The sequence below is a fragment of the Acidovorax sp. NPDC077693 genome, from assembly GCF_044542805.1.
In the GTDB taxonomy this organism is placed as follows: Bacteria; Pseudomonadota; Gammaproteobacteria; order Burkholderiales; family Burkholderiaceae_C; genus Acidovorax.
Window position 1 is genome coordinate 117429 of sequence record NZ_JBITVD010000016.1, and the last position, 25114, is coordinate 142542.

The following is a 25114-nucleotide window of genomic DNA, read 5'->3' on the forward strand; positions in this document are numbered from 1 at the left end:
GTCTGCAGGCCTGGGCATCTTGCGGCTGGTCGGCCCGTCTGTCGCCATTGGATGACATCGCTGCGCGGCGCGATGCAGTAGGGTCAAGGGCGCTTGACGGTCCAGCCCATGGGTGGCCCTGGTGCACGGTTGGCGTGCGTGGCGCGTTGAACAACAAGGAGCACCCCATGACAAACACCACAACCCTCACGATGACCTCAGGTCTTCGCCTTTTCTTTTCTGGCGCCGCCGCTGCGCTGCTGATGGCTGTGGCGGGCGGTGCGCAGGCACAGGGCTACGTCAACGCCACCGTCGGCGGCGAACTGGCACCGGGTGTGTATGGCCGCATCAACATCGGCAACGCGGCGCCGCCACCCGTGCTGTACGCCGAGCCCGTGATCATCCACCGCCCTGCGGTCGTGGTGCCCCGCGCGCCCATCTACATGTACGTGCCGCCCGGCCATGCCAAGAACTGGGGTAAGCACTGCGGCCGCTACAACGCCTGCAACCAGCCGGTCTACTTTGTGCAGGAGCCCCCACCGCGCCGGGGTCCTCCCCACCACCGCGGCCCGCACGGGCGCGATGACCGCCGCTGGGACGACGACCACCGCCATGGCGGCAAGCACGACCGGGACCGTGGACGTGATCGCCACGGCGACGACGACCGGGGACGCGGCCACGGCAAGGGCCACGGGCACGGCCACCGCGATTGAGGGCTGAGCTGGCGGCCTGAAGCGCCCAGCGCCCTTTCCAGCCTCCCGCGCCTTCCTGAGCCTATAGGCCTGGAAGGCGCTGTCATTTGCGCCAGCGCAGACGCTGCGAAGGTGGCAGCGGTTAAGCTCGGACCTCTATGGCCCAAGTCACTTTCTCACCCCCGTTCACCACCCCTTCGGACGTTGCCAATCATCTGAGCCAGCGCGGCTATGCCGTGCTGTCCCCGGCCGATGTGGCCCGCTTCATCGGCGGCGACTTGCCGGCGTTGATGGCGCTCAATCGCGACTGGGACAGCCTGCCGCCCGATGAATTTCTGAAAGACGGCGGACGCTACCGCCGCCGTCGCCACGCGTGCTTCGTGGTGCAGGGCGGGCAGGTGCAGCAGGTGCCGCACCGCGCCCACTGGCAGCCGGTGGAATACAACGCGCTGCACGGCGGCATGGAGCGCTGGTTCGCGCCCATGGAGCCCGCCACCGTGGCCCAGCCCGCATGGCATCAGTTGCTGGCGGCTCTGGCCAATGTCTCCGACGCCGTGTTTGCAACCAACGCCGATGCGCCGCAGCCCTGGTTCGTGGAGGCGCACCAGTTCCGCATCGACACCACCGACGGCATCGGCCGCCCCACGCCCGAAGGCGCGCACCGCGACGGCGTGGACCTGGTGGCCGTGTTCCTGGTGGGGCGCGCGGGCATCAAGGGTGGAGAGACGCGGGTGTTCGAAGCCCATGGCCCGAGCGGCCAGCGCTTCACCCTGACCGAGCCATGGTCGCTGCTGCTGCTGGACGACGCGCGCATGATCCATGAGTCCACCCCCATCCAGCCGGTGGACGCTGCGGGCCACCGCGACACGCTCGTCGTCACCTGCCGGCGCGGCAACTTCCAGGGTGCGGACGTGGTGGGTACGGTGCCGGCGGGCGGCTGACCCGGCCAGGCCTGCGGGATGCTGGCCGGCGCAGCGTCAAACCCTGCGGGCTCGCGGGAATGACTGCGCCGCATTTGATGCGAATCAAGATGCAAGGTATGGTGGACGTTCACACTGGCGTCAGACGGGCCCGCCACAAGCCGGCCCATCCCCCTTTCCATCCACTCCAAGGAGAAGCACCATGTTCAAGCACATTCTGGTTCCTGTAGACGGCTCGGAGACCTCCGCACTGGCGGTGTCCAAGGCCGCCGCCCTGGCCAAGACCTTTGGCAGCGCAGTGACGGCGGTGTATGTGGTCGACCCCTATCCCTTCACCGGCGTGGGCGCTGATTTCGCCTACGGCCAGGCGCAGTACATCAACGCCGCCACCGCAGAGGCCAACACGGCGCTCGAAGCCGCCCGCAAGGCCATGGCCGAAGCGGGCGTGCAGGTGACCACCGTGGTCGGCGAAGGCCATGCCGTGCACGACGGCATCCTGCGTGCGCTGGAGAGCACCGGCGCCGACCTCATCGTGATGGGCTCCCACGGCCGCCGCGGCCTGGAAAAGCTGGTCCTGGGCAGCGTCACCCAGCGCGTGCTGGGCGTGGTGCACATCCCCGTGCTGGTCGTGCGCACCTGACCATCGCAAACAGCACCGCCCCATGACAAACGGCTCCCCAGGGAGCCGTTTTCATTGCAGTTCTTGACGCCACTGCCCATTGCCAGCAGCCCGCAGAACAAGCACGCCCCCCCGCCAGTGCACCCGTGGATCTGGCTCCGCCAGGCCACCGGGTGCGTCCCCCTTTGGGGGAAGGCGCGAAGCGACTCAGGGGGTTACTCTATTTTCGCGCCAGAAGCTTCCACGATCCCCTTCCACTGCACATACTCGGTCTTGAGCAGCGTGCCCAGTTGCGCTGGCGACATGGCTTCGGGCTCCGCGCCTTGCGCGTGGATGGCGGCCTTCATGTCGGCGGTGGCCAGCAGCTTGTTGACCTCGGCATTCACCGCGGCCACCACGTTGGCAGGCGTGCCTGCGGGTGCGAACACGCCGTACCAGGTGCTCACGTCAAAGCCCTTGAAGCCCGACTCGGCCACGGTGGGCACATCAGGCAGCGACGAGCTGCGCTTGGCCGACGTGACCGCCAGCGGGCGCAGCTTGCCGGACTTGATCTGGCCCATGGCCGACGGCAGCGACGACACCAGCAGGTCCACGTTGCCCGCCAGCGCATCCATCAGCGCGGGGTTGGAGCCCTTGTACGGGATGTGGCTGAGCTTCACGCCCGCGGCCTTCTCGAACAGATCGCCCGCCAGGTGGATGGACGTGCCGTTGCCGGGCGAGCCGTAGGTCACGGTGCCGGGCGCGGCCTTGGCGGCGGCCACCACGTCGGCCAGGCTCTTGTACTTGGAGTTCACGCTGGTGGCGATGACCACGGGCGTGTAGGCCACGTGGGCCACGGGCGTCAGGTCCTTGGTGGGGTCCCAGGGCAGGTTCTTGTACAGCCAGGGGCCGATGACCAGGTTGTCCTTCTGGCCCATCACCAGGTCGTAGCCGGTCGGGGCGGCCTTGACGGCCTCGCCGATGCCGATGGTGCCGCCGGCGCCGGCCTTGTTGTCGGCCACCACGGTCCACTTGGCGCTCTCGGTGAGCTTGGTGGCCACCAGGCGCGACAGGATGTCGGTGCCGCCGCCGGGCGGGAAGGGCACGATCAGGCGGATGGGCTTGTTGGGGTAAGCGCCGGACGCGGCCGGGGTGGCGGCCGTCTGGGCCTGGGCGGTGGCGCCCATCGCCAGGGCGAGCGCGGTGAAGGAAGAAAGCAGGGTGCGAATCATGGTCAGATATGTCTCCGTCGGTTCAATGAAATGGGCGGGCGGCGTTGCCCATGTGCATGGGCCGCGCGCCGCTCTGCCGGTCTTGGTGCCAGCACCCGGGGATGATCGCTGATCCGCCGGGGGCCCTGCCTTGCCAATCCAGGGTGGCAGCATCGCCGCTGGCGATGGCTGCAGCACCGGGCGGCGAAGGCATGGACTACATGCGCTCGAAGATCGCGGCGATGCCCTGGCCGCCGCCGATGCACATGGTCACCAGCGCGTAGCGGCCCTGCACGCGCTGCAGTTCGTGCAGCGCCTTCACGGTGATCAGCGCGCCGGTGGCGCCGATGGGGTGGCCGAGCGAAATGCCCGAGCCGTTCGGGTTGACCTTGGCCGGGTCCAGGCCCAGGTCTTGGGTGACGGCACAGGCCTGCGCGGCAAACGCTTCGTTGGCCTCGATCACATCGAGGTCCGCCACGGTGAGGCCGGCCTTCTTCAGCGCCGCCTGCGTGGCCGGCACCGGGCCGATGCCCATGTACTTGGGGTCCACACCCGCGTGGGCATAGGCCACCAGGCGGGCCAGGGGCTTGGCGCCGCGCGCCTTGGCGGCACCGGCTTCCATCAGCACCAGCGCGGCGGCGGCGTCGTTGATGCCCGAGGCGTTTCCGGCCGTCACCGTGCCGTTTTCCTTGGCGAACACGGGCTTGAGCTTGGCCATGTCGGCCAGCGTGGCGCCGGGGCGAAAGTGCTCATCGGTCGCGTACGACACGTCACCCTTCTTGCTCTTCAAGGTCACGGGCACGATCTGGTCCTTGAAGTAGCCGGCGGCCGTGGCGCGCTCGGCGCGGTTGTGGCTCTCCACCGCCAGCTGGTCCTGCTGCTCGCGGCTGATGCCCCACTTGGCGGCGATGTTCTCGGCCGTCACGCCCATATGGATGTTGTGGAAGGGGTCGTGCAGCGCGCCGATCATCATGTCCACCATCTTGGTGTCGCCCATGCGGGCGCCCCAGCGCATGTTCAGGCTCGCGAACGGTGCGCGGCTCATGACCTCGGCACCGGCGCCGATGGCGACGTCCGTGTCGCCCAGCAGGATGGACTGGCTGGCGTTCACGATGGCCTGCAGGCCCGAGCCGCACAGGCGGTTGACGTTGTAGGCAGGGGTGCCCTCGCCGCAGCCGCCGTTAATGGCCGCCACGCGCGACAGGTACATGTCCCGGGGCTCGGTGTTGACCACATGGCCGAACACCACATGGCCCACGTCCTTGCCGTCCACGTTGGCGCGCGCCAGCGATTCCTTGACGACCAGGGCGCCCAGCTCGGTGGGCGGAATGTCCTTGAGGCTGCCGCCAAAGGTGCCGATGGCGGTGCGCACTGCGCTGACGACGACGACTTCACGGGTCATGGGGAGGTCCTTTCAGAGAGGTTTTGAATCAAATGGGCCGCTACCGCTTGTCCATCAAGCGCCAGCAGCTATCAAAATAGGAGCTTTCGGTTTACGCGTCCCGTACGTCAGCCACCGGGTTGGTGCCGAAATCGGCGCGGTCGAGCCAGGCCAGAACGCGCGCTGCGGCGTCGGCAGGCGACGTGAGCTGCCCACCCGTCTTGAGGTTGGCAAAGTTCTGCTGGTCCGGGAAGGCATCGGGCGCAGCGCCGCGCAGCTGCACCTGCATGTCGGTGTCGATCACGCCCGGCGCCAGCGAGCACACCTTGGCGCCGTGGGGCTTGATGGCTTCGTCCAGCGCCACGCAGCGCGTGAAATGGTCCATGCCCGCCTTGGCCGCGCAGTACGCGGCTTGCGAGGCCATGGCGCGGCGGCCCAGGCCCGAGGAGATGTTGAGCACCTTGCGCGGCACGCTCGTCCACGCATCGGTGGCGCCCAGGAAGGCGGCGGTCAGTTGCATGGGCGCCTCCAGCCCCACGCGCAGGGCGGTGGCCAGGTCGGCGGCGTCGCTGCCGGACAGCGGGGCGATGCGCGGGATCATGCCGGCGTTGTTGATCAGCGTGGCGCTGGCAAACGCCTGCGGGCCCTGGGCTGCCAGCCAGGCCTGCAGCCTGTGCGCGGCCTGCTCGCCCTGAGACAGGTCGAGCTGCCATTGTTCGATGGTGACGCCTGAAGCCTTGGCTTCGGTGGCCAGGTCGGTGTTGGCGCTGCGGGCGATGCAGATCAGCGTGTTGCCGCTGCGCAAAAGCTGCTGGGCCATGGCCAGGCCCATGCCGCGCGACGCGCCGGTCAGGATGTAGAGGTGGTTTTGAGGCATCCCGCCATGTTACTGCGCAGTACGCACCGCAGCGCGTGCCGGTGGCTAACTACTGCCCCGTGGGGGACTCCAGCGCCGCCAGCAGCAGCGACAGCCGGGCGTCCAGCGCGGCCAGGTCGGCGGCCTTGAGCGGCGCCAGGATGCGGTGTTCGTTGGCCACATGGGCCTCCACGGCCCGGTCGATCAGCGCGAGCCCGGCGGGGGTCAACTGCACCAGCGAGCTGCGCGCGTCGTCGGGGTTGGGCAGCCGGGTGATCCAGCCGCTGGCTTCGAGCTTGCCCATGCGGTGCGTCATGGTGCCCGAGGTCACCATGAGTGTGGAGAACAGCGTGGTGGGCGCCAGGCAATACGGCGCGCCAGAGCGGCGCAGCGTGGCCAGCATGTCGAACTCCCACACGCTCAGGCCGAACTCGGCAAAGGTCTCGTCCAGCCGGCGCTCCAGCAGGGCGGTGCAGCGCTTGATGCGGCCGATCGGCCCCATGGGGCTGACGTCAAGGTCGGGGCGCTCGCGATGCCACTGAGCCAGGATGGCGTCCACGGCGTCGGGTTGGCGTTGTGTGGCCATCGTGTCGGGCTTCAAAGTATCTTGATTTCAAGATTGTATGGTAGAGTTATTTATCTTGAATTGAAGATAATTAACCATGCAAGACACCCGCTCCGCTCCCTGGCTCGATGCGCTGACCACCGCGGTGGGCCCTGTGATCTGGGGCTCCACCTACATCGTCACCACCGAGCTGCTGCCGCCAGACCGGCCCTTCACCGCCGCGCTGCTGCGCACGTTGCCCGCCGGCCTGCTGCTGGTGCTGTGGTGCCGCCGCTGGCCGGCATGGGGCGACTGGACCGGCTGGCGGCGCCTGGTGGTGCTGGCGGCGCTGAACATCGGCGTGTTCCAGGCGCTGCTGTTCGTGGCGGCGTACCGGCTGCCGGGTGGCGTGGCCGCCGTGGTGGGCGCCATCGGCCCGCTGGTGGTGATGGGACTGACCTGGGCGATGGACCACCGGCGCCCACCCGCCGTGGCCCTGGCGGCCGGTGCCCTGGGCGTGCTGGGCATGGCGGCGCTGCTGCTGTCGCCCGGCGCACGCTGGGACATGGTGGGCGTGGCCGCTGCGCTGGTGGGCACGCTGTGCATGGCGGCGGGTACCTTCTGGTCGCGCCGCTGGCGGTCCGACCTGCCGGTGCTGGCCTTCACCGGCTGGCAACTGCTGGCGGGCGGCCTCATGCTGGCGCCCGTGGCCTGGCTGGTGGACCCGCCGCTGCCCGTGCTGACCGCCGTCAACGTGGCCGGCTATGTGTACCTGAGCGTGGCGGGCGCCTTGCTGGCCTATGCGCTGTGGTTCCGCGGCATTGCGCGGCTGCCTTCGGTGGCGGTGTCGTCGCTGGGGCTATTGAGCCCGGTGACGGCGGTGCTGCTGGGCTGGGCGCTGCTGGGGCAGTCGATGCGGGGCATCTCGCTGGTGGGCATGCTGGTGGTGCTGGGCAGCATCCTGGCGGTGCAGTGGGCGATGTCGCGGCCTGCGGCGGTGTAGCCTGGGGCGCGTTTGACTGCACTGCTGCACGGAGCGGTCACCGGCAGTTGCTATTGAAATGATAGCAGCTAGCGCTTTTCTAGAGCGCGGTAGGCCCTGTTTTCATTCAAATTCTGCCGGCCATTCCAGCGCCACCTCGGCCCCTGTGGCCGGGTGCAAGAAGCGCAGATGGCTCGCATGCAGCTGCAGCCGCGGGGCCTGCGCCTGCGTGGCGGCATCGGCATACAGCGCGTCGCCCAGAATGGGGTGGCCTACCGCGGCCAGGTGCACGCGCAGCTGGTGGGTGCGGCCGGTCACCGGCTCCAGCTCGACATGGGTAGTGCCCTGGGCCGCGTCGTGGCGGCGCACGCGCCAGCGGGTGAGGCTGGGCTTGCCCAGCACGGCGTCGATCACGCGCAGGGGGCGGCGCTCCCAGTCGGCCGCGATCGGCAGGTTGATGTCCTGCCAGGCATCGGTCGCCTGACCGTCGGGCTGCATGCGGCCCTGCACCACGGCCTGGTAGCGCTTGTGCACCTGGCGCTCGGCAAAGGCGTGGCTCAGGCGCCGCTGGGCGTCGATGTGGCGCGCCATGATCACGAGGCCCGACGTCGCCTGGTCCAGCCGGTGCACGATGAGCGCGCCGGGCCAGCGCTCTTGCGCGCGGGCGCTCAGGCAGTCCTGCTTGTCCGGTCCGCGTCCGGGCACGCAGAGCAGGCCGGAGGGCTTTTGCAGCACCAGCAGATCGGCGTCCTCGTACATCGCCTGCACGGCGAGCGCGGCTTGCGCAGCGGGCGGGGCGTGAAGAGCGTCCACCGCGTGCCCGGCGCCCACCGCGGGCTCGGCCGGCTCAGGCGGCTTCATCGCCTGCTGCGCTGCCGGCAATGAGCCGCTGCACCGTGGCGCAGAGTTCTTCCACATCGTTGGGCTTGTGGATCAGGGCACGCGCGCCTTCGGCCAGGGCTTCCTGTTCGATCTCGGCCGTCACGTAGCCCGACGCCAGCGCCACCGGCAGGTCGGGTCGGATGAGCCGGGCCTCGCGCACCAGGTCCACGCCGCAGAAGCCGGGCATGTTGTAGTCGGTCACCAGCAGGTCGTAGCACTGGGGCGCGGCGCGCAGCGCGGCCGTGGCCTCGTGCGGGTCGGTGAAGCCGCTGACTTCGTAGCCCCGGCGGCGCAGCAGCCGCTGCACCAGGAACACCAGGGCCTGGTCGTCGTCCACGTACATCACATGCGGCTTGCGCGGTGGCGGTGCGCAGTCGGCCACCTCGGGCTCAGGGGGCGGTGCGGCTGGCGGGGTGTGCGGCACGGGGGGCGGGGTGGGCAGGGTGCTGGCCGGCGCCACCGGAAAGTACAGCGTGAACCGGCTGCCCTGGCCGGGCGCGCTTTGCACGTCCACGCCGCCTTCGTGCGTGCGCATCACGCCATGCACCACCGCCAGCCCCAGGCCCGTGCCCTGGCCCACAGGCTTGGTGGTGAAGAAGGGCTCGAAGATGCGCTCCAGCGTGGCCGCGTCCATGCCCGGGCCGGTGTCGCGCACGGCCAGCGCCACGTAGTCCATCGGGGCCAGGCCCAGCCGCTCGCTGAGCCGGTGGTCGGGCTGCACCGCGGCCGCTTCGACATGGATGCTGCCGCGCTCGGTGCCAATGGCGTGGACGGCGTTGGTGCACAGGTTCAGCAGCGCCTGCTCCACCTGCGTGGCGTCGCCCAGAACGGGCGGCAGGCCCTGCTGCAGGTGCATGTGCAGCTCCACCGCGGGGGGCAGCGTCACGCGCAGCAGGCGCTCGGTGTCGTGCACCACTTCGGCCAGCGATACGGCGGTGCGCCGCGGCGGCTCGTTGCGGCTGAAGGTGAGGATCTGGCGCACCAGGTCGCGCGCGCGGCGGCCGGCCTTGTCGATCTCCAGCAGGCTCTCCAGCACCGGCGAGTGGGGCGCGCAGTCGGCCTTGGCCAGTTCCACATTGCCCAGGATGGCGCCCAGGATGTTGTTGAAGTCGTGCGCGATGCCGCCGGCCATGGTGCCCACGGCCTGCATTTTTTGCGACTCGCGCAGCTGCGCCTCCAGCTCGTTGCGGTGCGCCTCGGCCTTCTTGCGGCCGGTGAGGTCGCGCGCGAACACGGTGGTGGTCTCGCCTTCCGCGTGGCGCTCGAACGAGACGCTGACTTCCACCGCCAGCTCCTTGCCGCTGGCCGTCAGCGCCGTCATCTCGCCCAGCATGGCCTGCGTGGTGAGCTGCGCAAACGCCAGGGCCTGCGCCGCGTCGGGCAGAAAGCGGTCGAGCGTGCTGCCCAGCGCGTCGCCCGCGCTGCACTGGAACAGCGCCGCGGCCGTGGGGTTGAACACGGTGATGCGCTGGTGCTGGTCCACGCACAGGATGGCGTCGAGCGCCGAATTGATGATGGCCTCCAGCCGCTTTTCGCTGGCGTAGAGCTGCTGGTTGCGCTGCTGCAGCGTGAGCGCGCTGTGCTGCAGCGCCTGGCGCTCGGCCAGCAGCGGGCCCTGGTCGATCACCGCGCACAGGAACTGCGGCAGCGGCGGCCCGCTGGCCTGCGGTGCCTCGATGTGGGCGATGTGCAGGTCGCCGTTGATGCGGGTGTCGTCATTGATCGCGAACACCACCTCCTTGACGTCGCTGTGGCCCAGGTCCTTGGCCAGCGCGAAGGCCTCGCGCACCCGCCGAGCGTCCTGCTCGCGCACGAAGGGCAGCAGCGCCGTCAGCGGCCGGTCGCGCTCGGTGGGCTGGAACGATCGGTGCGCCATGGAGTTGGCCTGCACCACCAGGTCGTGCTCGTCCACCACCATCAGGGCCAGGGGCAGGCTGGCGAACAGCGTCTCGAACCGCTCGTAGGCGCTCTCGGCCACGGTCTGGCTGTAGCGCAGCACCTTGTTCTGGCTCTCGAGCTCGGCCTGGTAGGCGCGCAGCTCGGCCACCAGTCCCTCGGCAGGTGCGCCGGGCGGCAGCGCCGGCGGGCCGGTGCGCACGACCGGCGTGCCCGGCGCGCCAGCCACTTGCGCGGGCATGCGGCGGGAGGGGTCCAGAAAAGACAGGTCGGGTTCGCTCATGGGAAAAAGGCCGCGCGGACTCCACGCAGGTGCTGTGCAGCGCAAGGGCCGTGCGCTGCCGCCGTGCAGGGCTTGCGGGGGCGCCGCAAGGCATGCGCCGAAGTGTACGCCCGCAGATTGCGCCGCGGCAGCCGCAGCGCGCAAGACCACAGCCCGCCAGGTGGGTTGGCGTGGGTCGCTGTGGGTGGGAGGCGGATGTTGGCGGGTAGGTGGTAGGCGGGTAGGCGGGGGTCGCCGGGTGTTCGCTGGCCCCGCACCGGCCTGCTGCAAAAGCGGCGATTGTTGGCCAAACGTGAACAATCCTTTTCCCTTTGACGGCTTACCGGCGCGCGCAGGCTTGCATACATTTGATATGCCGCCGCCGTACCGCACGGCGCGCGCAACCATCACGGCCCAGATCACAGGACTATTCCAACATGACCACTGCCAACACCACCACCGCCGCTGCCGCTGCCCAGCCGCTGCTCGACCAACTGCAATGGCGCTATGCCGCCAAGAAGCTGAACCCCGAAAAGAAGGTTCCGCAGGACAAGGTCGAGCGCATCCTGGAGGCCGCGCGCCTGGCCCCCACCTCCAGCGGCCTGCAGCCGTTCGAGATCATCGTCGTGACCGACCCCGCGGTGCGCGCCAAGATCCAGCCCATCGCCTGGAACCAGGCCCAGATCACCGACGGCTCGCACCTGCTGGTGTTCGCCGCGTGGGACAACTACACGGCCGATCGCATCAACATGATGTTCGACCTGACCAACGACCAGCGCGGCTTCAAGAACGAAGGCTGGGAGAACTACCGCCAGATGCTGCTGAACAGCTACCCCCAGCGCGATGCCGAAGTGAACTTCCAGCACGCGGCCCGCCAGGCCTACATCGGCCTGAGCGCCGCCCTGATCGCTGCCGCTTTCGAGCAAGTGGACTCCACCCCCATGGAAGGGTTCGACCCCAACGCCCTGGACGAGATCCTGGGCCTGCGGGCACGCGGCCTGCGCAGCGTGTCGATCCTGCCGCTGGGCTACCGTGCCGACGAAGGCGACTGGCTGGTGAACCTGAAGAAGGTGCGCCGCCCCCGCGAACAGTTCGTGACCGAAGTCTGAACCCGAGGCTTCAGGCGACCCACAAAAAAATGCCGGGCACACGCCCGGCATTTTTTTTCTATGAAGCGGCGCTCAGCGGGCCACGGGTGCCGCATCCGTCACGCGGCGCATGGGCGTCAGCACCAGGGCCAGCGCAGCCAGTACCACCAGCGTGCCGCCGCTGGCGACGAACAGCTGGGTCAGCGTGACGCTCTTCATCAACCAGCCGGTGACGGCGGCCGAGATGGGCGCCAGGCCCATGAAGATGAACATGAACAGACTCATCGCGCGGCCCAGCAGCATGGGCGGTACGCGCTGCTGGATCCAGGTGAACACGCTCACCTGCATGAAGCCGCCCAACAGGCCGATGGCCAGCATCAGCGCCGCCCCTTGCCACACAGCGGTGATCAGGCCCATGGGCATGAACAGCGCGCCGATGGCCGCGTCGAACGCCAGGATGGTCATGCCCAGGCTGCCGATGCGCAGCCGCGGCACCATGCCCGAGACCACCATGCCGAGCAGCGTGCCTGCGCCATGGGCGCCCACGATGATGCCGAACGCGGCGGCGCCCAGTTCGGGCGCGCTACTGGCCAGCACCGGGATGGCGATGTGGATGGGGCCCATGATGAACAGGGCGATGGCGCTCCAGTAAAGAAAGCAGGTGCGCAGCTCGGTGTCGCGCCAGAAGTGCGCCAGGCCCTGGGCCACCGATGCCAGCACGGCTTGTGGTGGTGCTGCAGGTGCTGCGGCAGACGGTGCACCTCCGCCCAGAGTGCGCACCTGAGCCAGCGTCCAGGCCGACACCGCAAAGCTCAGCGCATCGAGCGCAAACGCCAGGCCGATGCCGGTGGCGTTAGCGCGCGCTTCACTGCCGCCGCTGGGGTGCGCTGCGGTGGCATCCCCGAACAGCGCGATCAGCACGCCCGCCAGCAGCGGCCCGAGAAACATCGTGAGCTGGCGCAGGCCCAGGTTCACGCCGTTGGCGGCCTGCAGCTGGTGGCGGGCCACCACGTGCGGCATCATCGCAACGCCCGCCGGAATGCTGAACGCCGTGGCCAGGCCAATGGCCAGCGACAACGCATACACCATCCACAGCGTGAGGCTGCCGGCCAGCACCAGGGCGGCCAGCACGGCCAGCAGCACCAGGTTGATGTACTTGGTGATCATCAGCACCTGCTTGGGCGAATGGCGGTCCACCAGTGCACCGCCGATCAGGATGAACAGCGCACGCGGCACGCTGATGAGCGCCAGCACCGTGCCCAGCACCAGCGTGTCGCCGGTCATCTGCAGCACCAGCCAGGGCAGGGCGATGAGCGTGAACTGGTCGCCCAGCATCGACAGGAAAGCGCCGCCGGTCAGCCAGCGGAAGTTGCGGTCCTTGAGCAGCGCGGCGCGCTGGTCGGGGCCTGCAGGGCTTGCGGGTGCGGGCTGGGCGTTCTCGGCACGCGGCGGCGGGTTGTCGCGGGTGGGGGTATCAGTGGGCATGGGCAGGTTCTCCGGGGTAGGGGCGGGAATGGCGGTGGCCGTTGAGCAACTGGCCCACCGCGGTAAAACGAACGAACAGGTGGTAGCTGGCCAGGCACAGAGCCGTGGTCGCCAACACGTTGAGAAAAATCTTGGCAATCGCAGGGATGGGCACGCCATACAGCAGCGCGCCAAAGCCCACCGTCAGCGGCAGGTGCACCAGGTACACCCAGTACGCGCTGTCTGCCAGGTAGGCCAGCCAGGCCCGGGGCCGCGCCACATGCCGCAGAAACAGGCCGATGAGCGCAAAGCTCCACAGCCACGACGCCGCGTTGTAGGCCAGCGCCATCCAGAACTGCAGATGCCGGATGGCCGACACCGGCGCGGCCAGCACGTCGGTGAAGCCACCGGTCAGCAGCACCAGCGCAAAGGCCGATGCTTCGGGCTGGGCCAATATCTCTGACAGGAACCCGGTCACCACAAAGCACGCCAGCCCTGCAGCGGCGAACACCGGCCAATGCCTTTCGTAGCGCGCCATCAGCAGGCGCCGCTGGCTGTACAGGCACAGGCCGAACGCGTAGAACAAGCCGTTGTGCACCCATTCCGCCAGCGGCGGCAAAAACGACCCGCTCGGCGTGACGATGCCGTGGTCGTACTGCGCGCCGATCCACCCCAGCGGCAGCGTAAGCAGCACGCCACCCAGCGGCGTGGCGCACAGCCATGCCGACGCAGCCTGCAACTTGCGCTGCACCGACGATGGCAGCGCCCGGGCTGCTGCCCACACCGGCGGGGTGAGCATGCTCAGCCACAGCAGCATCCACAGAAACCACAGATGCATGGTGGGCGGGCCGTGCGGCACGTTGGGGCCGCGCGGCAGCAGGCTGCGGTCCATGCCCCAGGTGCCGTGCGCCATGCGGTGCAGGAACATCAGCCCGAGCAGCGCCGTCGCCATGAACAGCGGCGGCCAGAACACCACGAACGGCAGGCCCAGGCGGCGCACGCGGTGGCGGGCCATGCCGGCCAGGCCCCGCTGCTGCACCAGCAGCGCCACGAAGAAGCCCGCCAGGATGAAGAACAGCGGCATGCGAAACGCATGGATCACCGCCACCAGCAGGTCGGCCACCGGCGTGGACAGGTCGTCGTGCCACGGCAGGGGCGACGGTGCTGCCATGTACGCAATGGAGGCGTGCAGCACGATGCCCAGCCACATCATGGTGGCGCGCAGGTGGTCCAGCGCGTGCAGGCGCCCGGAGGCCGCGGCGGGAGAGGGGGAGGGGTCAGCAGTCATGTGTCGGTCCATCAAGAGACCGACTGTCAAGCCTCACGTTGCGTGAGGGTCAAGCGATTTTTGCTGCTTTTTTGCGTTGGGGTGGCGAGGTTGCCACTGCGTGCGAAGCCCGTGCGTGCGCCAGGGCGGCGTGCAGGTAGGCGCGCACGGGCGCGCTCAGCGGCGAGCCCGCCTGGAGCAACGGCTCCTGCATCGACGCGGTGAGCAGCTTCTGGCGCAGTGCCGCGTCGTTGCGTGTGAGTTGGCCGAACAGCGCATCCCAGCGCTGCGCAGCGGCCGCGGCGTCAGCGTGCTGCGGGGCCACGCCGCGCGCCAGCAGTTGCTGCACCCAGTCTTCCAGCGCCGCCCACTGCGTGTGGGATACATGACCCAGCGCGCGCAGGTCGTCGCGGGTCAGGTACTTGTCCAGCAGGTTCATGCGCAGCTTGATGGCCACTTCGACGTACTCGATCATCTCGCCCGGCGGCGCATGGTTGCGGCCATGGGTCGTGGGCTCGGTGCGGAACATGTGGCCCCAGCGCTCCAGCAGGTCCATGTCGCCGCCCATCCAGTGCAGCATCAGCGCCATCCAGCGGTATGCCAGCGCCTGCACCTCGGGGTCTTCGGGTGGCAACTGGCGGTCCATGGCACTCTGCACCAGCTCCTTCACCACCAGCCAATCGGACTCGATCAGGCTCCATTTAGTGAAGATCTGCTTGAGCTCGGCCGAGCTGAAGTACTTGCCGTAGGTGGTCATCAGCGCCAGCGCTTCGAGCCAGTTGCCCATGTCGGGCTCGGCCCCCGCCATGAGCCCGTCGCGCAGCATGGTCAAGCGCCCCCGCAGTTCGGTGGCCTGCGATATCTGCTGGTCCAGCGCGCGGATCTGCTGGCCGATGATGCGTTCGGGCGCCATCGTGTCGCCCACCAGCAGGTCGCCGATGTCGCTGAGCGCCAAGCCCATCTGCCGCATCGTCTGGATGCCGTGCAGCCGCTGCACGTCGGCCTGGCTGTACAGCCGATAGCCCGCGTCCGACCGGCCCGAGGGCTTGAGCAGCCCGATCTCGTCGTAATGGTGCAGCGTGCGCACCGTGAGGCCGGTGCGCCGCGCGAGGTCACCGACCTTCAGCAGCATGGGTTTTCTTATTACTTGCGCACCGAGATCAGTTCAATCTCGAAGTTGAGCGTGCTGTTGGGCGGAATCACGCCACCTGCGCCCGCAGCGCCGTACGCGATGGCAGGGGGGCAGGTCAGCTTGGCCTTGCCGCCGGGCTTCATGCGCTGCACGCCTTCGGTCCAGCAGGGGATCACGCGGTTGAGCGGAAACTCGGTGGGCTCGCCACGTTTGTAGGAGCTGTCGAACTCCTTGCCGTCGAGGAACATGCCCTTGTAGTGCACCTTCACGGTGTCGGTGGACTTGGGGGAATCGCCTGTGCCTTCCTTCAAGGATTCAAACACCAGGCCGCTGGCGGTGGTGACGGGCTGGGCGGTTTGTGCCATGGCGATAGGGGTAAGGACCAGCGAAGCCAGCAGGGCGAGAAGAACGCGCATGAAGAACACTCCAGGAAAAAACAAAGGCCCGATGTTAGGGCCTTTCGCTTCAACGCATTGCATATTGCCGCAGTGTGTTTGACCCGTTGGTGAGTCTCACGGCGTCATGGCGACCCAAGACATGCGGTTGCTTGAGGTAGCAGAAGACCCAGCGATGTTGTTGGTATTTTTTCCTTCTGAATCGCTGATGGGGTTGGCGGAATTCCAGTCAGATTGAGCTCAGCGGACTCAATTCGCCACTCCGACTTGCGCAATGTGAAGTAGAGGATCTTTCTTGCGTAGAACTCAGTGGATTCATCTCCTGGATTTGCGGGAGCCGTGCGACAGTTGAACCGTACCTCCATTTGAGTGCGATGGCGTTTTTTCGGACCCGACGAAACCTGCCGTGTCTCGCAAGTGGCGCGGACCCGACGTTGACCTTCGGCGATCGGAATATTCAATTCGAAATCTGAGTCGTGAAGGACGCTCTTGCAGGGCGCTACCAACGCGTGATAGCTGTCAGCCGCGTCTGCAATTGAAGTGCTCGGGAGGGCAAGAAGCACAGTCAATGCGGTGAACGCGCAACGGAGCTTTTGGCCGTCCCGACAGACCGTTCGGATAGGCAAAACAGACGGTTGTGACTTACTCATTGTGTGAAGATAGTCTGCAGAATGAGAGTCCTGGTGATAGCCCAGGCTTGGGTGCGGTGCATGATATTTGGCTTACGCCAGGTCACCTACCGGCACACAACTGCAGAACAGATTCCGATCCCCATACACATTGTCCACGCGTCCCACAGGCGACCAGTACTTACCTTGGCGCAGCACCGCCACCGGGTAGGCGGCGGCTTCGCGCGTGTATGGGCGGGCCCACTCGCCACTCAAAAGATTCTCGGCCGTGTGCGGCGCGTTTTTCAGCGGGTTGTTGTCCTGCGGTAACTTGCCCGCCTCGATCTGGCGGATCTCTTCGCGGATGGCAATCATCGCGTCGATGAAGCGGTCGATCTCGAACAGCGTCTCGCTCTCGGTGGGCTCCACCATCAGCGTGTTGGGCACGGGAAAGCTCAGTGTGGGCGCATGAAAGCCGTAGTCGATCAGGCGCTTGGCGACGTCCTCGGCCATCACGCCGCTGGTTTCCTTCAGGCTGCGCAGGTCCAGAATGCACTCGTGCGCCACGTGGCCGTTGGCCGATGCGTACAGCGTGGGGTAGTGGTCCTTCAGGCGCGCGCTGATGTAGTTGGCCGACAGGATGGCCGTCTCGGTCGCGGCCTGCAGGCCTTCGGCGCCCATCATGCGGATGTACATCCAGCTGATGGGCAGCACGGCGGCGTTGCCCAGGGGTGCGGCGCTGACCGGGCCTACCTTGCCGTCGGCGGGGGCCAGCGGCTGGTCGCCCTGGCCCGGCAGGCCGGGCAGGTAGGGCACCAAGTCTTCGACCACGCACACCGGGCCGACGCCCGGGCCGCCACCGCCGTGGGGGATGCAGAAAGTCTTGTGCAGGTTCAGGTGGCTCACGTCGCCGCCGAACTCGCCGGGGGCGGCCACGCCCACCAGGGCGTTCATGTTGGCGCCGTCCACGTACACGCGGCCGCCGTGGCTGTGCACCAGGGCGCACAGCTCCTTGACCTGGGTCTCGAACACGCCGTGCGTGCTGGGGTAGGTGATCATCACGCAGGCAATGCTGCCGCTGTGCTGCTCGCACTTGGCCTTGAGGTCGGCCAGGTCCACGTTGCCGGCGGCGTCGCACGCCGTCACCACCACCTGCATGCCCACCATCTGCGCGCTGGCGGGGTTGGTGCCATGTGCGCTGCTGGGGATGAGGCAGATGTTGCGGTGGCCTTCGCCCTGCGCCCGGTGGTAGGCCTGGATGGCCAGCAGGCCCGCGTATTCGCCCTGGCTGCCGGCGTTGGGCTGCAGGCTGATGCCGGCGTAGCCGGTGGCCTGGCACAGCCAGGCGCGCAGCTGCTCGTCCAGCTCGCGGTAGCCGGCCTGCTGGTCGGCGGGCGCGTAGGGGTGCATGTGCGCGAACTCGGGCCAGGTGATGGGGATCATCTCGCTGGTGGCGTTGAGCTTCATGGTGCAGCTGCCCAGCGGGATCATGCTGCGGTCCAGCGCCAGGTCCTTGTCGGACAGCTGGCGGATGTAGCGCAGCATGCCGGTTTCGGAATGGTGGGTGTTGAACACCGGGTGCGTGAGGTAGCGGCTGGTGCGGCGCAGCGCGGCGGGGATCAGCGGCTCCACGCCGTTCTCGAAAGCATCGAAGGTAGGCAGGGCCTGGCCGTCCTGGGCGAAGACCTTCCACAGCAGCTCGATGTCGGCGCGCGTGGTGGTCTCGTCCAGCGAGATGCACAGGTACTCTTCGAAGTAGATTCGCAGGTTGGCGCCCATCTGGATTGCGCGAGCAGCTATCGATTTGGTAGCGTCACCGGTATGCAGGCTGAGCGTGTCGAAGGTGGCTTGGGGGCGTACCGGCGCGCCCAGCTGCACCAGGCCCTGGGCCAGGATGGCGGTGTAGCTGGCCACGCGCTGGGCGATGCGTTGCAGGCCTTCGGGGCCGTGGTAGACGGCGTACATGCTGGCGATGACGGCGGGCAGCACCTGCGCCGTGCAGATGTTGGACGTGGCCTTTTCGCGGCGGATGTGCTGCTCGCGGGTCTGCAGCGCCAGGCGGTAGGCGGGCTTGCCGTGCACGTCCACGCTCACACCCACCAGGCGGCCGGGCAGGCTGCGCTTGAACTCGTCGCGGCAGGCCATGTAGGCAGCGTGCGGGCCGCCCGCGCCCATGGGCATGCCAAAGCGCTGCGTGGTGCCCACCACGATGTCGGCGCCGTATTCGCCGGGCGGCGTGATGAGTGTCAGCGCCAGCAGGTCGGCGGCCACGATGAAGGCGGCCTGCTTGGCGTGGGCTTTTTCCACATCGGCGCGCAGGTCTTCGATGCGGCCGCTGGTGGCGGGGTACTGGGCCAGCACGGCGAAGTAGTCGCCGGCCAGCAGGTCGTTCCACTCCTCGGCCGAGTTGGCCAGGCGCACTTCCAGGCCCAGGGGCTTGGCGCGGGTCTGGATGACTTCGATGGTCTGCGGGTGCGCGTCGCCCGCCACCACGAAGACGTTGCTCTTGGATTTGACCGAGCGCCTGGCCAGGGTCATGGCCTCGGCGGCGGCGGTGGCTTCGTCCAGCATGGATGCGTTGGCAATCGGCATGCCCGTCAGGTCGCACACCATGGTCTGGAAGTTGACCAGGGCCTCCATGCGGCCTTGCGAGATCTCGGCCTGGTAGGGCGTGTAGGCGGTGTACCAGGCGGGGTTTTCCAGAATGTTGCGCAGGATGACGCCCGGCGTGTGCGTGCCGTAGTAGCCCTGGCCGATGAAGCTGCGCAGGACCTTGTTCTTGCCCGCAATCGCCTTGAGCTCGGCCAGCGCTGCCGCTTCGGTGACGGGCAGGGGCAGGTCCATGGGCGTGGTGCGCGCGATGGAGCGCGGCACGATGCTTTCGATGAGGGCGCTGCGCGAGGCCTCGCCGATCACCGACAGCATGTGGGTTTCATCCGCAGCGTCGATGCCGATGTGGCGGGGCAGGAATTCGGTGGCGTTCTCGAGCGCGGCGAGGGAGGGCAGGGGGGCTTGGGAGGTCATCGGCGGCGGCGGCAAGGGCGGGGACACATGGCCCGGCAGGTGGCTGCCGGGCCGCGAAGGGAGGGGCGGTCCGATCAGGCGTTCTTGGCGAACTCGGCGTAGGCCGGCTCGTCCATGAGCGCGTCGAACTGCGTCATGTCGGTCACGTGGACCTTGAAGAACCAGCCGGCGCCCATCGGGTCGCTGTTGGCCAGGGACGGGTCGGCGCGCAGCGCCTCGTTCACTTCGACGATCTCGCCGGTGACGGGCATGTACACGTCGGCTGCGGCCTTGACGGACTCGACCACGCCGGCCACTTCACCCTGGGTGAAGGTGGTGCCGACGGCGGGCAGGTCCACGAACACCACGTCGCCCAGCGCGTCCTGCGCATGCAGCGTGATGCCGACGGTGGCGGCTTCGTGGTCGGAGATGTCGATCCACTCGTGGTCCTTGGAATACTTGACAGTCATGGGGGCTCCAGAAAAAAGGGTTGTCTAAAAAAGTGCCGATGCCAGCTGCCACTGTAGCCGGGCTGGGGCGCAGGCGATGCAATGCGCGGCAAACGAATGCGGTGGTTCAGCCGCGGTAGTAGCGCGCGGGGGTGAACGGCATGGCACGCACCTCCATCGGCACGGCCTTGCCGCGCACCATGGCGTTCACGCGCGTGCCGATGGCCGCGAATTCAGGGACGACGTAACCCATGGCCACGGGCTCGTTCACCGTGGGGCCGAGCAGGCCGCTCGTGACTTCGCCGATCTTCTGGCCATCGGGGCCTTGCAGCTCGGTGTGCTCGCGCACGGGCACGCGCTCCAGCGCCACGAGGCCGACGCGCTTGCGTCGCAGGGTGGCGGGGTTGTCGATCTGCGCGAGGACCTTGTCCGCGCCTGGAAAGCCGCCCGCCCGTGCACCGCCGGTGCGGCGCACCTTCTGGATGGCCCAGTTCAAGGCCGCTTCGGGCGGTGTGGTGGTGGTGTCGATGTCGTTGCCGTACAGGCACAGGCCCGCTTCCAGGCGCAGCGAGTTGCGCGCGCCCAGGCCGATGGGTTTGACTTCGGGCTGGGCCAGCAGCGCCCGCGCCAGGGTGTCGGCCTGGGCTGCGGGCACCGAGATTTCAAAGCCGTCTTCGCCGGTGTAGCCGCTGCGGGTCACGAAGCAGTCGGAGCCCGCAATGTCGAACGCGCCGCCGGTCATGAACACCAGCTGGTCCACACCCGGCGCCAGGCGGGCAAGGGCGGTGACCGCCTGCGGGCCTTGCAGCGCCAGCAGCGCATGGTCGGGCATGGGCACCACCTGGCAGCGCTGGCCGATGCGAGCCTCTATGTGGGCGATGTCGCCCACCTTGCACGCGCCGTTCACGATGACGAACAGGGTGGGCTCGCCTTCGACCGTGCCCTGGTTGAAGAACATCAGGTCGTCGATGACCGTGCCCTCATCGGTCAGCAGCAGGCCGTAGCGCTGCTTGCCCACGGGCAGGTCGATCACATCGACCGGCATCAGGGTTTCGAAGGCGGCCGCAGCGTCCGGGCCGACGAGCTTGAGCTGGCCCATGTGGGAGACATCGAACAGCCCCGCTGCGGTGCGGGTGTGCAGGTGCTCGGCCATGAGGCCAGCGGGGTACTGCACGGGCATGGAATAGCCGGCGAACGGCACCATGCGGGCGCCCAGCTCGATGTGCAGTGCGTTCAGGGGCGTGGTGAGCAGGGGAGCGGTGGCGGACATGGCGGGCTTCTCAGGACAAGGCAAATGAAAGCCGCAGCCTGTACCAGGCCACGGTATTTGCCCTGCTGTCCGCTTTACCTGAGAGATTCACCGCAGCGCCCTGGCTGGCCGTGCGGCTTGCTCCTTCGGTGGATGGGTGCCGCGCGCGGTGTGACCGGCGGTCCATCTCTCTCCAGCAAGGAAACGCCCGCATCACTGCGGGCGGTTGCCAGTCCTTTTGCCTGAGCGTTCGGGTTGTCCCTGCGCCTTCGGCGGCCCCCGCGAAGGGGGCTCTCTCCTGACGGGCGCCAGTATATCCGCTGGCGCCTGGCACCCCCGCTGGAAAGCCCCGCTACTTGATGAACCCCCACACCTTCGGCAGCCAGGTGGACAGTTGCGGGATGAAGGTCAGCATCACCAGCACCACGCCATGCGCCCACAGGAAGGGCACCAGCTCGCGCACCAGTTGCGACATCGGCACGCGCGAGACGTTGCAGGTGACGAAGAGTAGCCCTCCCACCGGAGGCGTGATCATCCCGAGCGTGAGGTTGTAGATCACGATCATCGCAAAGTGCACCGGGTCCACGCCCAGCTTCACAGCCACGGGTGCGAGGATGGGCGCGAGCACCATCACCCCCGGCAGCGGCTCGATGAAGATGCCGAACAGCAGCAGAAAGATGTTCACGATGATGAGGAACATCCAGGGCGACAGGTTCATGCTGATGAGCCACTCGGCCATCTGCTGCGGAATGCCCTCGATGGTCAAAATCCACGCGAATGCGGCCGACAGCCCGATGATGATAAGCACCGACGCCGACAGCAGGGCCGAGCGCGCGAGGATGTCAGGCAGCGCCTTCCATTGCAGCGTGCGGTAGACAAACTTGCCGCACACCAGTGCGTAGAACACGGCCACCACCGAGGCCTCGGTGGGCGTGAACCAGCCCGCGCGCATGCCGCCCAGGATCACCACGGGCAACAAGATGGCGGGCAGCGCCTTCCAGGTGGTGGTCAGGATCTCGGCCATGGGCGGCATCTTGCCGTCGCCCTTGTAGTTGCGCTTCTTCGACACATGGAAGTTCACGATGCACATGGCCACCGCGATCAGCAGGCCCGGCAGCAGGCCGGCCACGAACAGCGCACCCACCGAAACCGTTTCATCCTGCAGCGCATAGATGATCATGATGATGGACGGCGGAATGATGGGCCCCACGATGGCGGTGGACGCGGTGAGCGCCGCTGCATACGAACGGTCGTAGCCCGCCCTGTCCATCATGCGGATCAGCATCGAGCCCGGGCCGGCCGCATCGGCCAGTGCCGAGCCCGAGATGCCCGAGAAGAACGTCAGCGACACCACGTTGGTGTAGCCCAGCCCGCCGCGCTTGTGGCCCACAAACTGGCCGGCGAAGCGCAGCAGCACCTCGGTCAGCGAGCCGCCGCTCATGAGCTCGGCCGCCAGAATGAAGAACGGCACGGCCATCAGCGGAAAGCTGTCGATGCCGGTGAAGGTCTCCTTGAGCAGCACCATCAGCGGGTAGCTCTCGGCCAGGATCAGCGTGGCCGCCGTGGCCAGGCCCAGGGCAAACGCCACCGGCACGCCGATGGCCAGGAACAGGCAGGCCGAAACGATGAGGATGATGGACGCGCTCATAGTGAGGCACTCGCATTCGTATCGAAGTGCTCATCGGCTGCGAAGGTGCGGTCGAGCACATAGCCACGCACGACGAACGCAAAGTGCACGATGAGCAACACCCCGCCGATCAGCATGGCGCTGTAGATGTAGGCGAAGGGCACCTGCGTCACGGCCGTCATCTGGAACATGGTGCGCTGCATGTACAGCCAGCCGTACCAGACCATGAAGCCGAAGAAGGCGAAGAGCAGCGCGGCCACCACCGCCCGGATGGCAATGCCGCCGGCGCGGGGCAGGGCGTCCTGCAGGTTCTCCACCGCAATGTGGCCGCCGTAGCGCAGCACCGGGCCCGCGCCCAGGAAGGTCAGCCAGATCATCATGTGGCGAGAGACCTCTTCGGCCCACTCCAGCGAGTTGTGGGTCACGTAGCGCATGACCACGTTGGTGAAGATGATGATCGACATGGCCGCCAGCAGCAGGATCAGCGCCCAGCGGTTGGCGGTCAGAAAATAGCGTTCGAAGGCTTTCACGGTGTTGTTCTCGGTTCTGGCTGAAAGCGAAAAAAAACCGTTCGGGCTGAGCTTGTCGAAGCCTTGCGCGGCGCTTCGACAGGCTCAGCGTGAACGGTTGGAGTTTGTCTGCGCAGGTTAACGAACGTCCTGGATCTTCTTGATGTTGTCCGCGCCGAACTCTTTGGCGTAGCCCACGTAGGCCGGCTTGAGCGCTTCGCGGAAGGCCGCACCGTCCACCGTCTTGGTGACCTTCATTCCCTGCGATTCAAGCAGCGCGATGCCATTGTTCTCATCGTCGTTGACCTTCTTGCGCTGCGCCACCGACGCGCTCTTGGCGGCGTCGGTGAAGACCTTCTTGTCGGCATCGTTGAGCTTGTTCCACACCTTGGGCGAGAGCAGCAGAAGCGCGGGCGAGTACACGTGGCCGGTCAGCGACAGGTGCTTTTGCACCTGCGAGAACTTGGCCGACAGGATCACCGGGATAGGGTTCTCCTGGCCGTCCACCGTGCCCTGCTGCATGGCACCGAACAGCTCGGGGAAGGCCATGGGCGTGGGCAGGATGCCGAAGGTGCGGTAGCCGTCCATGTGCACCTTGTTCTCCATGGTGCGCATCTTCAGGCCCTTGGCGTCCTCGGGCTTGACGATGTCGCGCTTGCTGTTGGTCATGTGGCGAAAGCCGTTTTCGGTCCAGGCCAGCGCGATGATGCCCTTGCTCGGGAACTTGGTCAGGATGTCCTGGCCGATGGGGCCGTCCATCACCTTGCGTGCATGGTCGTAATCGCGGAACAGGAACGGAATGTCCACGATCTTCACTTCGGGCACGAAGTTGCCCACAGGGCCGGTGGAGGTGTTCACCAGGTCCTGCGTGCCGAGCTGGATGGCCTCGATCTGCTCGCGCTCGCCGCCCAGCGCCGAGTTGGGAAAGTACTGGCACTTGTAGCGCCCCTGCGTGCCTTTTTCGACTTCATCGCAGAACACCTTGGAGCCCACGCCATAGTGCGAATCGGGCGCCGTGGCGTAGCCGATCTTGAGCGTCGTGGTCTGCGCGCCGGCCGTGGCGATCAAGCCGAACGCAAGGCCCAGGCCCGCGGCGAGAGAAGTCAGTTGCATGGTGTCTCCTGTATATGTGGTTCTTGCCGTGGTCGCCTGCGTACCTGTCGCTGGAGGCTTCGCGCAGCCAGTGCCACGGACTCAAAAATTATGGCGCTGCAACATGCCGCAGGGCATCGGGGTTTGTGCTGGTAAGCGTGCTTACTAAACAAGGCAGTCGCCACGGGCTTCGCGGCACCAGTGCACGCGTCGCGCGGGCGACAGGACAGGTGAAGGCGGGCGGCGCCATGGAAGTCGGGCTGGCGTGCGGCGAGGTGCCGCTCTGATGGAGCGGCACCGGCCCGTGATGTGAGACTCCGCGGCGGGTGCCCGTGGCGCGGTGAGTCGGTGAAGCGCAAGGGCGTGTGCCGCCACTGCCGTCTTGCCAAGTGCCCCGGTCCGGCGGTAACCGGTCCGGGGCCCTGTCAGTTCGTGCGCTCCGGTAAGAACGCCTTGATGGATGAAGTATGCGCGGCAAGGCTCAGTAGTTCTTGCTGTTCTTTGCTTCAAAAGTCGGCTGTTGCAGAAAATCCTTCTGCATTTGCGCAGTTCAAGGAATAATCCGCAGCATGGACCGTTTAGACAGAAAAATTCTCGCTGTGCTGCAGGGCGACGCGCGCGCCAGTCTGCAGGAGATCGGGCAGGCCGTCGGCCTGAGCCCTTCGCCGTGTTGGGGCCGCATCAAGAAGATGGAAGAGGCCGGTGTCATCCAGGGCTACACCGTGCGGCTCAACCCGCAGGCGCTGGGGCTGTCCGACACGGTGCTGGTGCAGGTTACGCTCGACAGCCATTCGGACAACACGCTCGAGAAGTTCGGCGAGACGCTGGCCAGCATTCCGGAGGTGATCGAAGCCCACCTGGTCTCGGGCGACTACGACTATCTGCTGCGCGTGGTCGTCAAGGACACGCGCGACTACGAGCGCCTGCTGCGCGAGAAGCTCTACAAGATCAAGGGCATACGCCACAGCCGCTCGAGCTTCGTGCTGCGCACCCTGAAAAAAGCCGACATGCCGCTCTACGTGGACTAA

At 67.3% G+C, this 25114-nt stretch carries 22 protein-coding genes and 2 riboswitches; of the genes, 6 read left to right on the plus strand and 16 right to left on the minus strand.

Features of this window, described 5'->3' with window-relative positions:
• The first annotated feature begins 167 nt into the window (after positions 1–167).
• The 3 genes from ACIGHN_RS21550 to ACIGHN_RS21560 all read left to right on the plus strand — a co-directional run bounded on the left by ACIGHN_RS21550 (position 168) and on the right by ACIGHN_RS21560 (position 2231).
• Positions 168–692: a hypothetical protein gene (locus ACIGHN_RS21550; RefSeq protein WP_396505947.1), complete on the plus strand. Its 525-nt coding sequence runs from the start codon at positions 168–170 to the stop codon at positions 690–692.
• Between the two features lie 137 nt (positions 693–829).
• Entirely contained in the window at positions 830–1612 is a 783-nt protein-coding gene (locus ACIGHN_RS21555; RefSeq protein ID WP_396505948.1) for a 2OG-Fe dioxygenase family protein, read from the plus strand.
• A gap of 181 nt (positions 1613–1793) precedes the next feature.
• Positions 1794–2231 (plus strand): universal stress protein, encoded by a 438-nt coding sequence (locus tag ACIGHN_RS21560; protein WP_056412499.1) that lies wholly within the window; start codon positions 1794–1796, stop codon positions 2229–2231.
• Positions 2232–2425: 194 nt separating this feature from the next.
• Here the strand turns inward: ACIGHN_RS21560 and ACIGHN_RS21565 are convergent, their stop codons facing one another.
• The 4 genes from ACIGHN_RS21565 to ACIGHN_RS21580 all read right to left on the minus strand — a co-directional run bounded on the left by ACIGHN_RS21565 (position 2426) and on the right by ACIGHN_RS21580 (position 6223).
• Positions 2426–3421, minus strand: a complete 996-nt coding sequence (locus ACIGHN_RS21565) for a tripartite tricarboxylate transporter substrate binding protein (RefSeq protein ID WP_056412496.1) — start codon at positions 3419–3421, stop codon at positions 2426–2428.
• A 196-nt stretch (positions 3422–3617) separates the two neighbouring features.
• Positions 3618–4802 (minus strand): beta-ketothiolase BktB, encoded by a 1185-nt coding sequence (gene bktB / locus ACIGHN_RS21570; RefSeq protein WP_396505950.1) that lies wholly within the window; start codon positions 4800–4802, stop codon positions 3618–3620.
• A 91-nt stretch (positions 4803–4893) separates the two neighbouring features.
• Entirely contained in the window at positions 4894–5658 is a 765-nt protein-coding gene (locus tag ACIGHN_RS21575) for an SDR family NAD(P)-dependent oxidoreductase (RefSeq protein WP_056412488.1), read from the minus strand.
• A 49-nt stretch (positions 5659–5707) separates the two neighbouring features.
• Positions 5708–6223, minus strand: coding sequence for a MarR family winged helix-turn-helix transcriptional regulator (locus ACIGHN_RS21580; protein ID WP_396505953.1), 516 nt, complete (start codon positions 6221–6223; stop codon positions 5708–5710).
• Between the two features lie 76 nt (positions 6224–6299).
• Here ACIGHN_RS21580 and ACIGHN_RS21585 point away from each other — a divergent pair, with 76 nt between their 5' ends.
• The gene (locus ACIGHN_RS21585) at positions 6300–7184 is read left to right on the plus strand and encodes an EamA family transporter (protein WP_396505955.1); all 885 of its coding nucleotides are present in this window, start codon (positions 6300–6302) and stop codon (positions 7182–7184) included.
• 102 nt (positions 7185–7286) lie between these two features.
• On the opposite strand, the gene ACIGHN_RS21590 is transcribed toward ACIGHN_RS21585, so the two are convergent.
• The gene (locus ACIGHN_RS21590; protein ID WP_396505996.1) at positions 7287–7922 is read right to left on the minus strand and encodes an RluA family pseudouridine synthase; all 636 of its coding nucleotides are present in this window, start codon (positions 7920–7922) and stop codon (positions 7287–7289) included.
• 88 nt (positions 7923–8010) lie between these two features.
• The gene (locus ACIGHN_RS21595) at positions 8011–10224 is read right to left on the minus strand and encodes an ATP-binding protein (protein ID WP_396505956.1); all 2214 of its coding nucleotides are present in this window, start codon (positions 10222–10224) and stop codon (positions 8011–8013) included.
• 416 nt (positions 10225–10640) lie between these two features.
• On the opposite strand from ACIGHN_RS21595, the gene ACIGHN_RS21600 reads away from it, so the two are divergent.
• Positions 10641–11312, plus strand: coding sequence for an NAD(P)H-dependent oxidoreductase (locus tag ACIGHN_RS21600; protein WP_396505957.1), 672 nt, complete (start codon positions 10641–10643; stop codon positions 11310–11312).
• Positions 11313–11384: 72 nt separating this feature from the next.
• Here ACIGHN_RS21600 and ACIGHN_RS21605 read toward each other — a convergent pair whose 3' ends face one another.
• The 10 genes from ACIGHN_RS21605 to ACIGHN_RS21650 all read right to left on the minus strand — a co-directional run bounded on the left by ACIGHN_RS21605 (position 11385) and on the right by ACIGHN_RS21650 (position 24107).
• On the minus strand, positions 11385–12776 hold the full coding sequence (locus ACIGHN_RS21605) for an MFS transporter (protein WP_396505958.1): 1392 nt from the start codon (positions 12774–12776) through the stop codon (positions 11385–11387).
• Positions 12766–14043 (minus strand): acyltransferase family protein, encoded by a 1278-nt coding sequence (locus tag ACIGHN_RS21610; protein WP_396505960.1) that lies wholly within the window; start codon positions 14041–14043, stop codon positions 12766–12768. Before ACIGHN_RS21610 ends, ACIGHN_RS21605 begins: the two co-directional genes overlap by 11 nt.
• 49 nt (positions 14044–14092) lie before the next feature.
• Positions 14093–15154, minus strand: a complete 1062-nt coding sequence (locus ACIGHN_RS21615) for a MerR family transcriptional regulator (protein WP_396505961.1) — start codon at positions 15152–15154, stop codon at positions 14093–14095.
• 11 nt (positions 15155–15165) lie between these two features.
• Positions 15166–15570 (minus strand): FKBP-type peptidyl-prolyl cis-trans isomerase, encoded by a 405-nt coding sequence (locus ACIGHN_RS21620; RefSeq protein WP_396505963.1) that lies wholly within the window; start codon positions 15568–15570, stop codon positions 15166–15168.
• 701 nt (positions 15571–16271) lie between these two features.
• Positions 16272–19181: an aminomethyl-transferring glycine dehydrogenase gene (gene gcvP / locus ACIGHN_RS21625; protein ID WP_396505965.1), complete on the minus strand. Its 2910-nt coding sequence runs from the start codon at positions 19179–19181 to the stop codon at positions 16272–16274.
• Positions 19182–19255: 74 nt separating this feature from the next.
• The gene (gcvH, locus tag ACIGHN_RS21630; protein ID WP_056168529.1) at positions 19256–19630 is read right to left on the minus strand and encodes a glycine cleavage system protein GcvH; all 375 of its coding nucleotides are present in this window, start codon (positions 19628–19630) and stop codon (positions 19256–19258) included.
• A gap of 106 nt (positions 19631–19736) precedes the next feature.
• A complete protein-coding gene (gene gcvT / locus ACIGHN_RS21635) occupies positions 19737–20879 on the minus strand; it encodes a glycine cleavage system aminomethyltransferase GcvT (protein ID WP_396505967.1) in 1143 nt (380 codons plus the stop codon).
• Between the two features lie 55 nt (positions 20880–20934).
• Positions 20935–21065: riboswitch (glycine riboswitch) on the minus strand.
• A 13-nt stretch (positions 21066–21078) separates the two neighbouring features.
• A riboswitch (glycine riboswitch) is annotated at positions 21079–21169 on the minus strand.
• Positions 21170–21210: 41 nt separating this feature from the next.
• Positions 21211–22506: a TRAP transporter large permease gene (locus tag ACIGHN_RS21640; RefSeq protein ID WP_056168535.1), complete on the minus strand. Its 1296-nt coding sequence runs from the start codon at positions 22504–22506 to the stop codon at positions 21211–21213.
• Positions 22503–23015 carry a TRAP transporter small permease gene (locus ACIGHN_RS21645; protein WP_396505969.1) on the minus strand — a complete coding sequence of 171 codons (513 nt, stop codon included), beginning with the start codon at positions 23013–23015 and terminating at the stop codon, positions 22503–22505. Before ACIGHN_RS21645 ends, ACIGHN_RS21640 begins: the two co-directional genes overlap by 4 nt.
• Before the next feature lie 117 nt (positions 23016–23132).
• The gene (locus ACIGHN_RS21650) at positions 23133–24107 is read right to left on the minus strand and encodes a TRAP transporter substrate-binding protein (protein WP_056168540.1); all 975 of its coding nucleotides are present in this window, start codon (positions 24105–24107) and stop codon (positions 23133–23135) included.
• 548 nt (positions 24108–24655) lie between these two features.
• Between ACIGHN_RS21650 and ACIGHN_RS21655 the strand changes: the two genes are divergently transcribed.
• Positions 24656–25114: an Lrp/AsnC family transcriptional regulator gene (locus tag ACIGHN_RS21655; protein WP_056168542.1), complete on the plus strand. Its 459-nt coding sequence runs from the start codon at positions 24656–24658 to the stop codon at positions 25112–25114.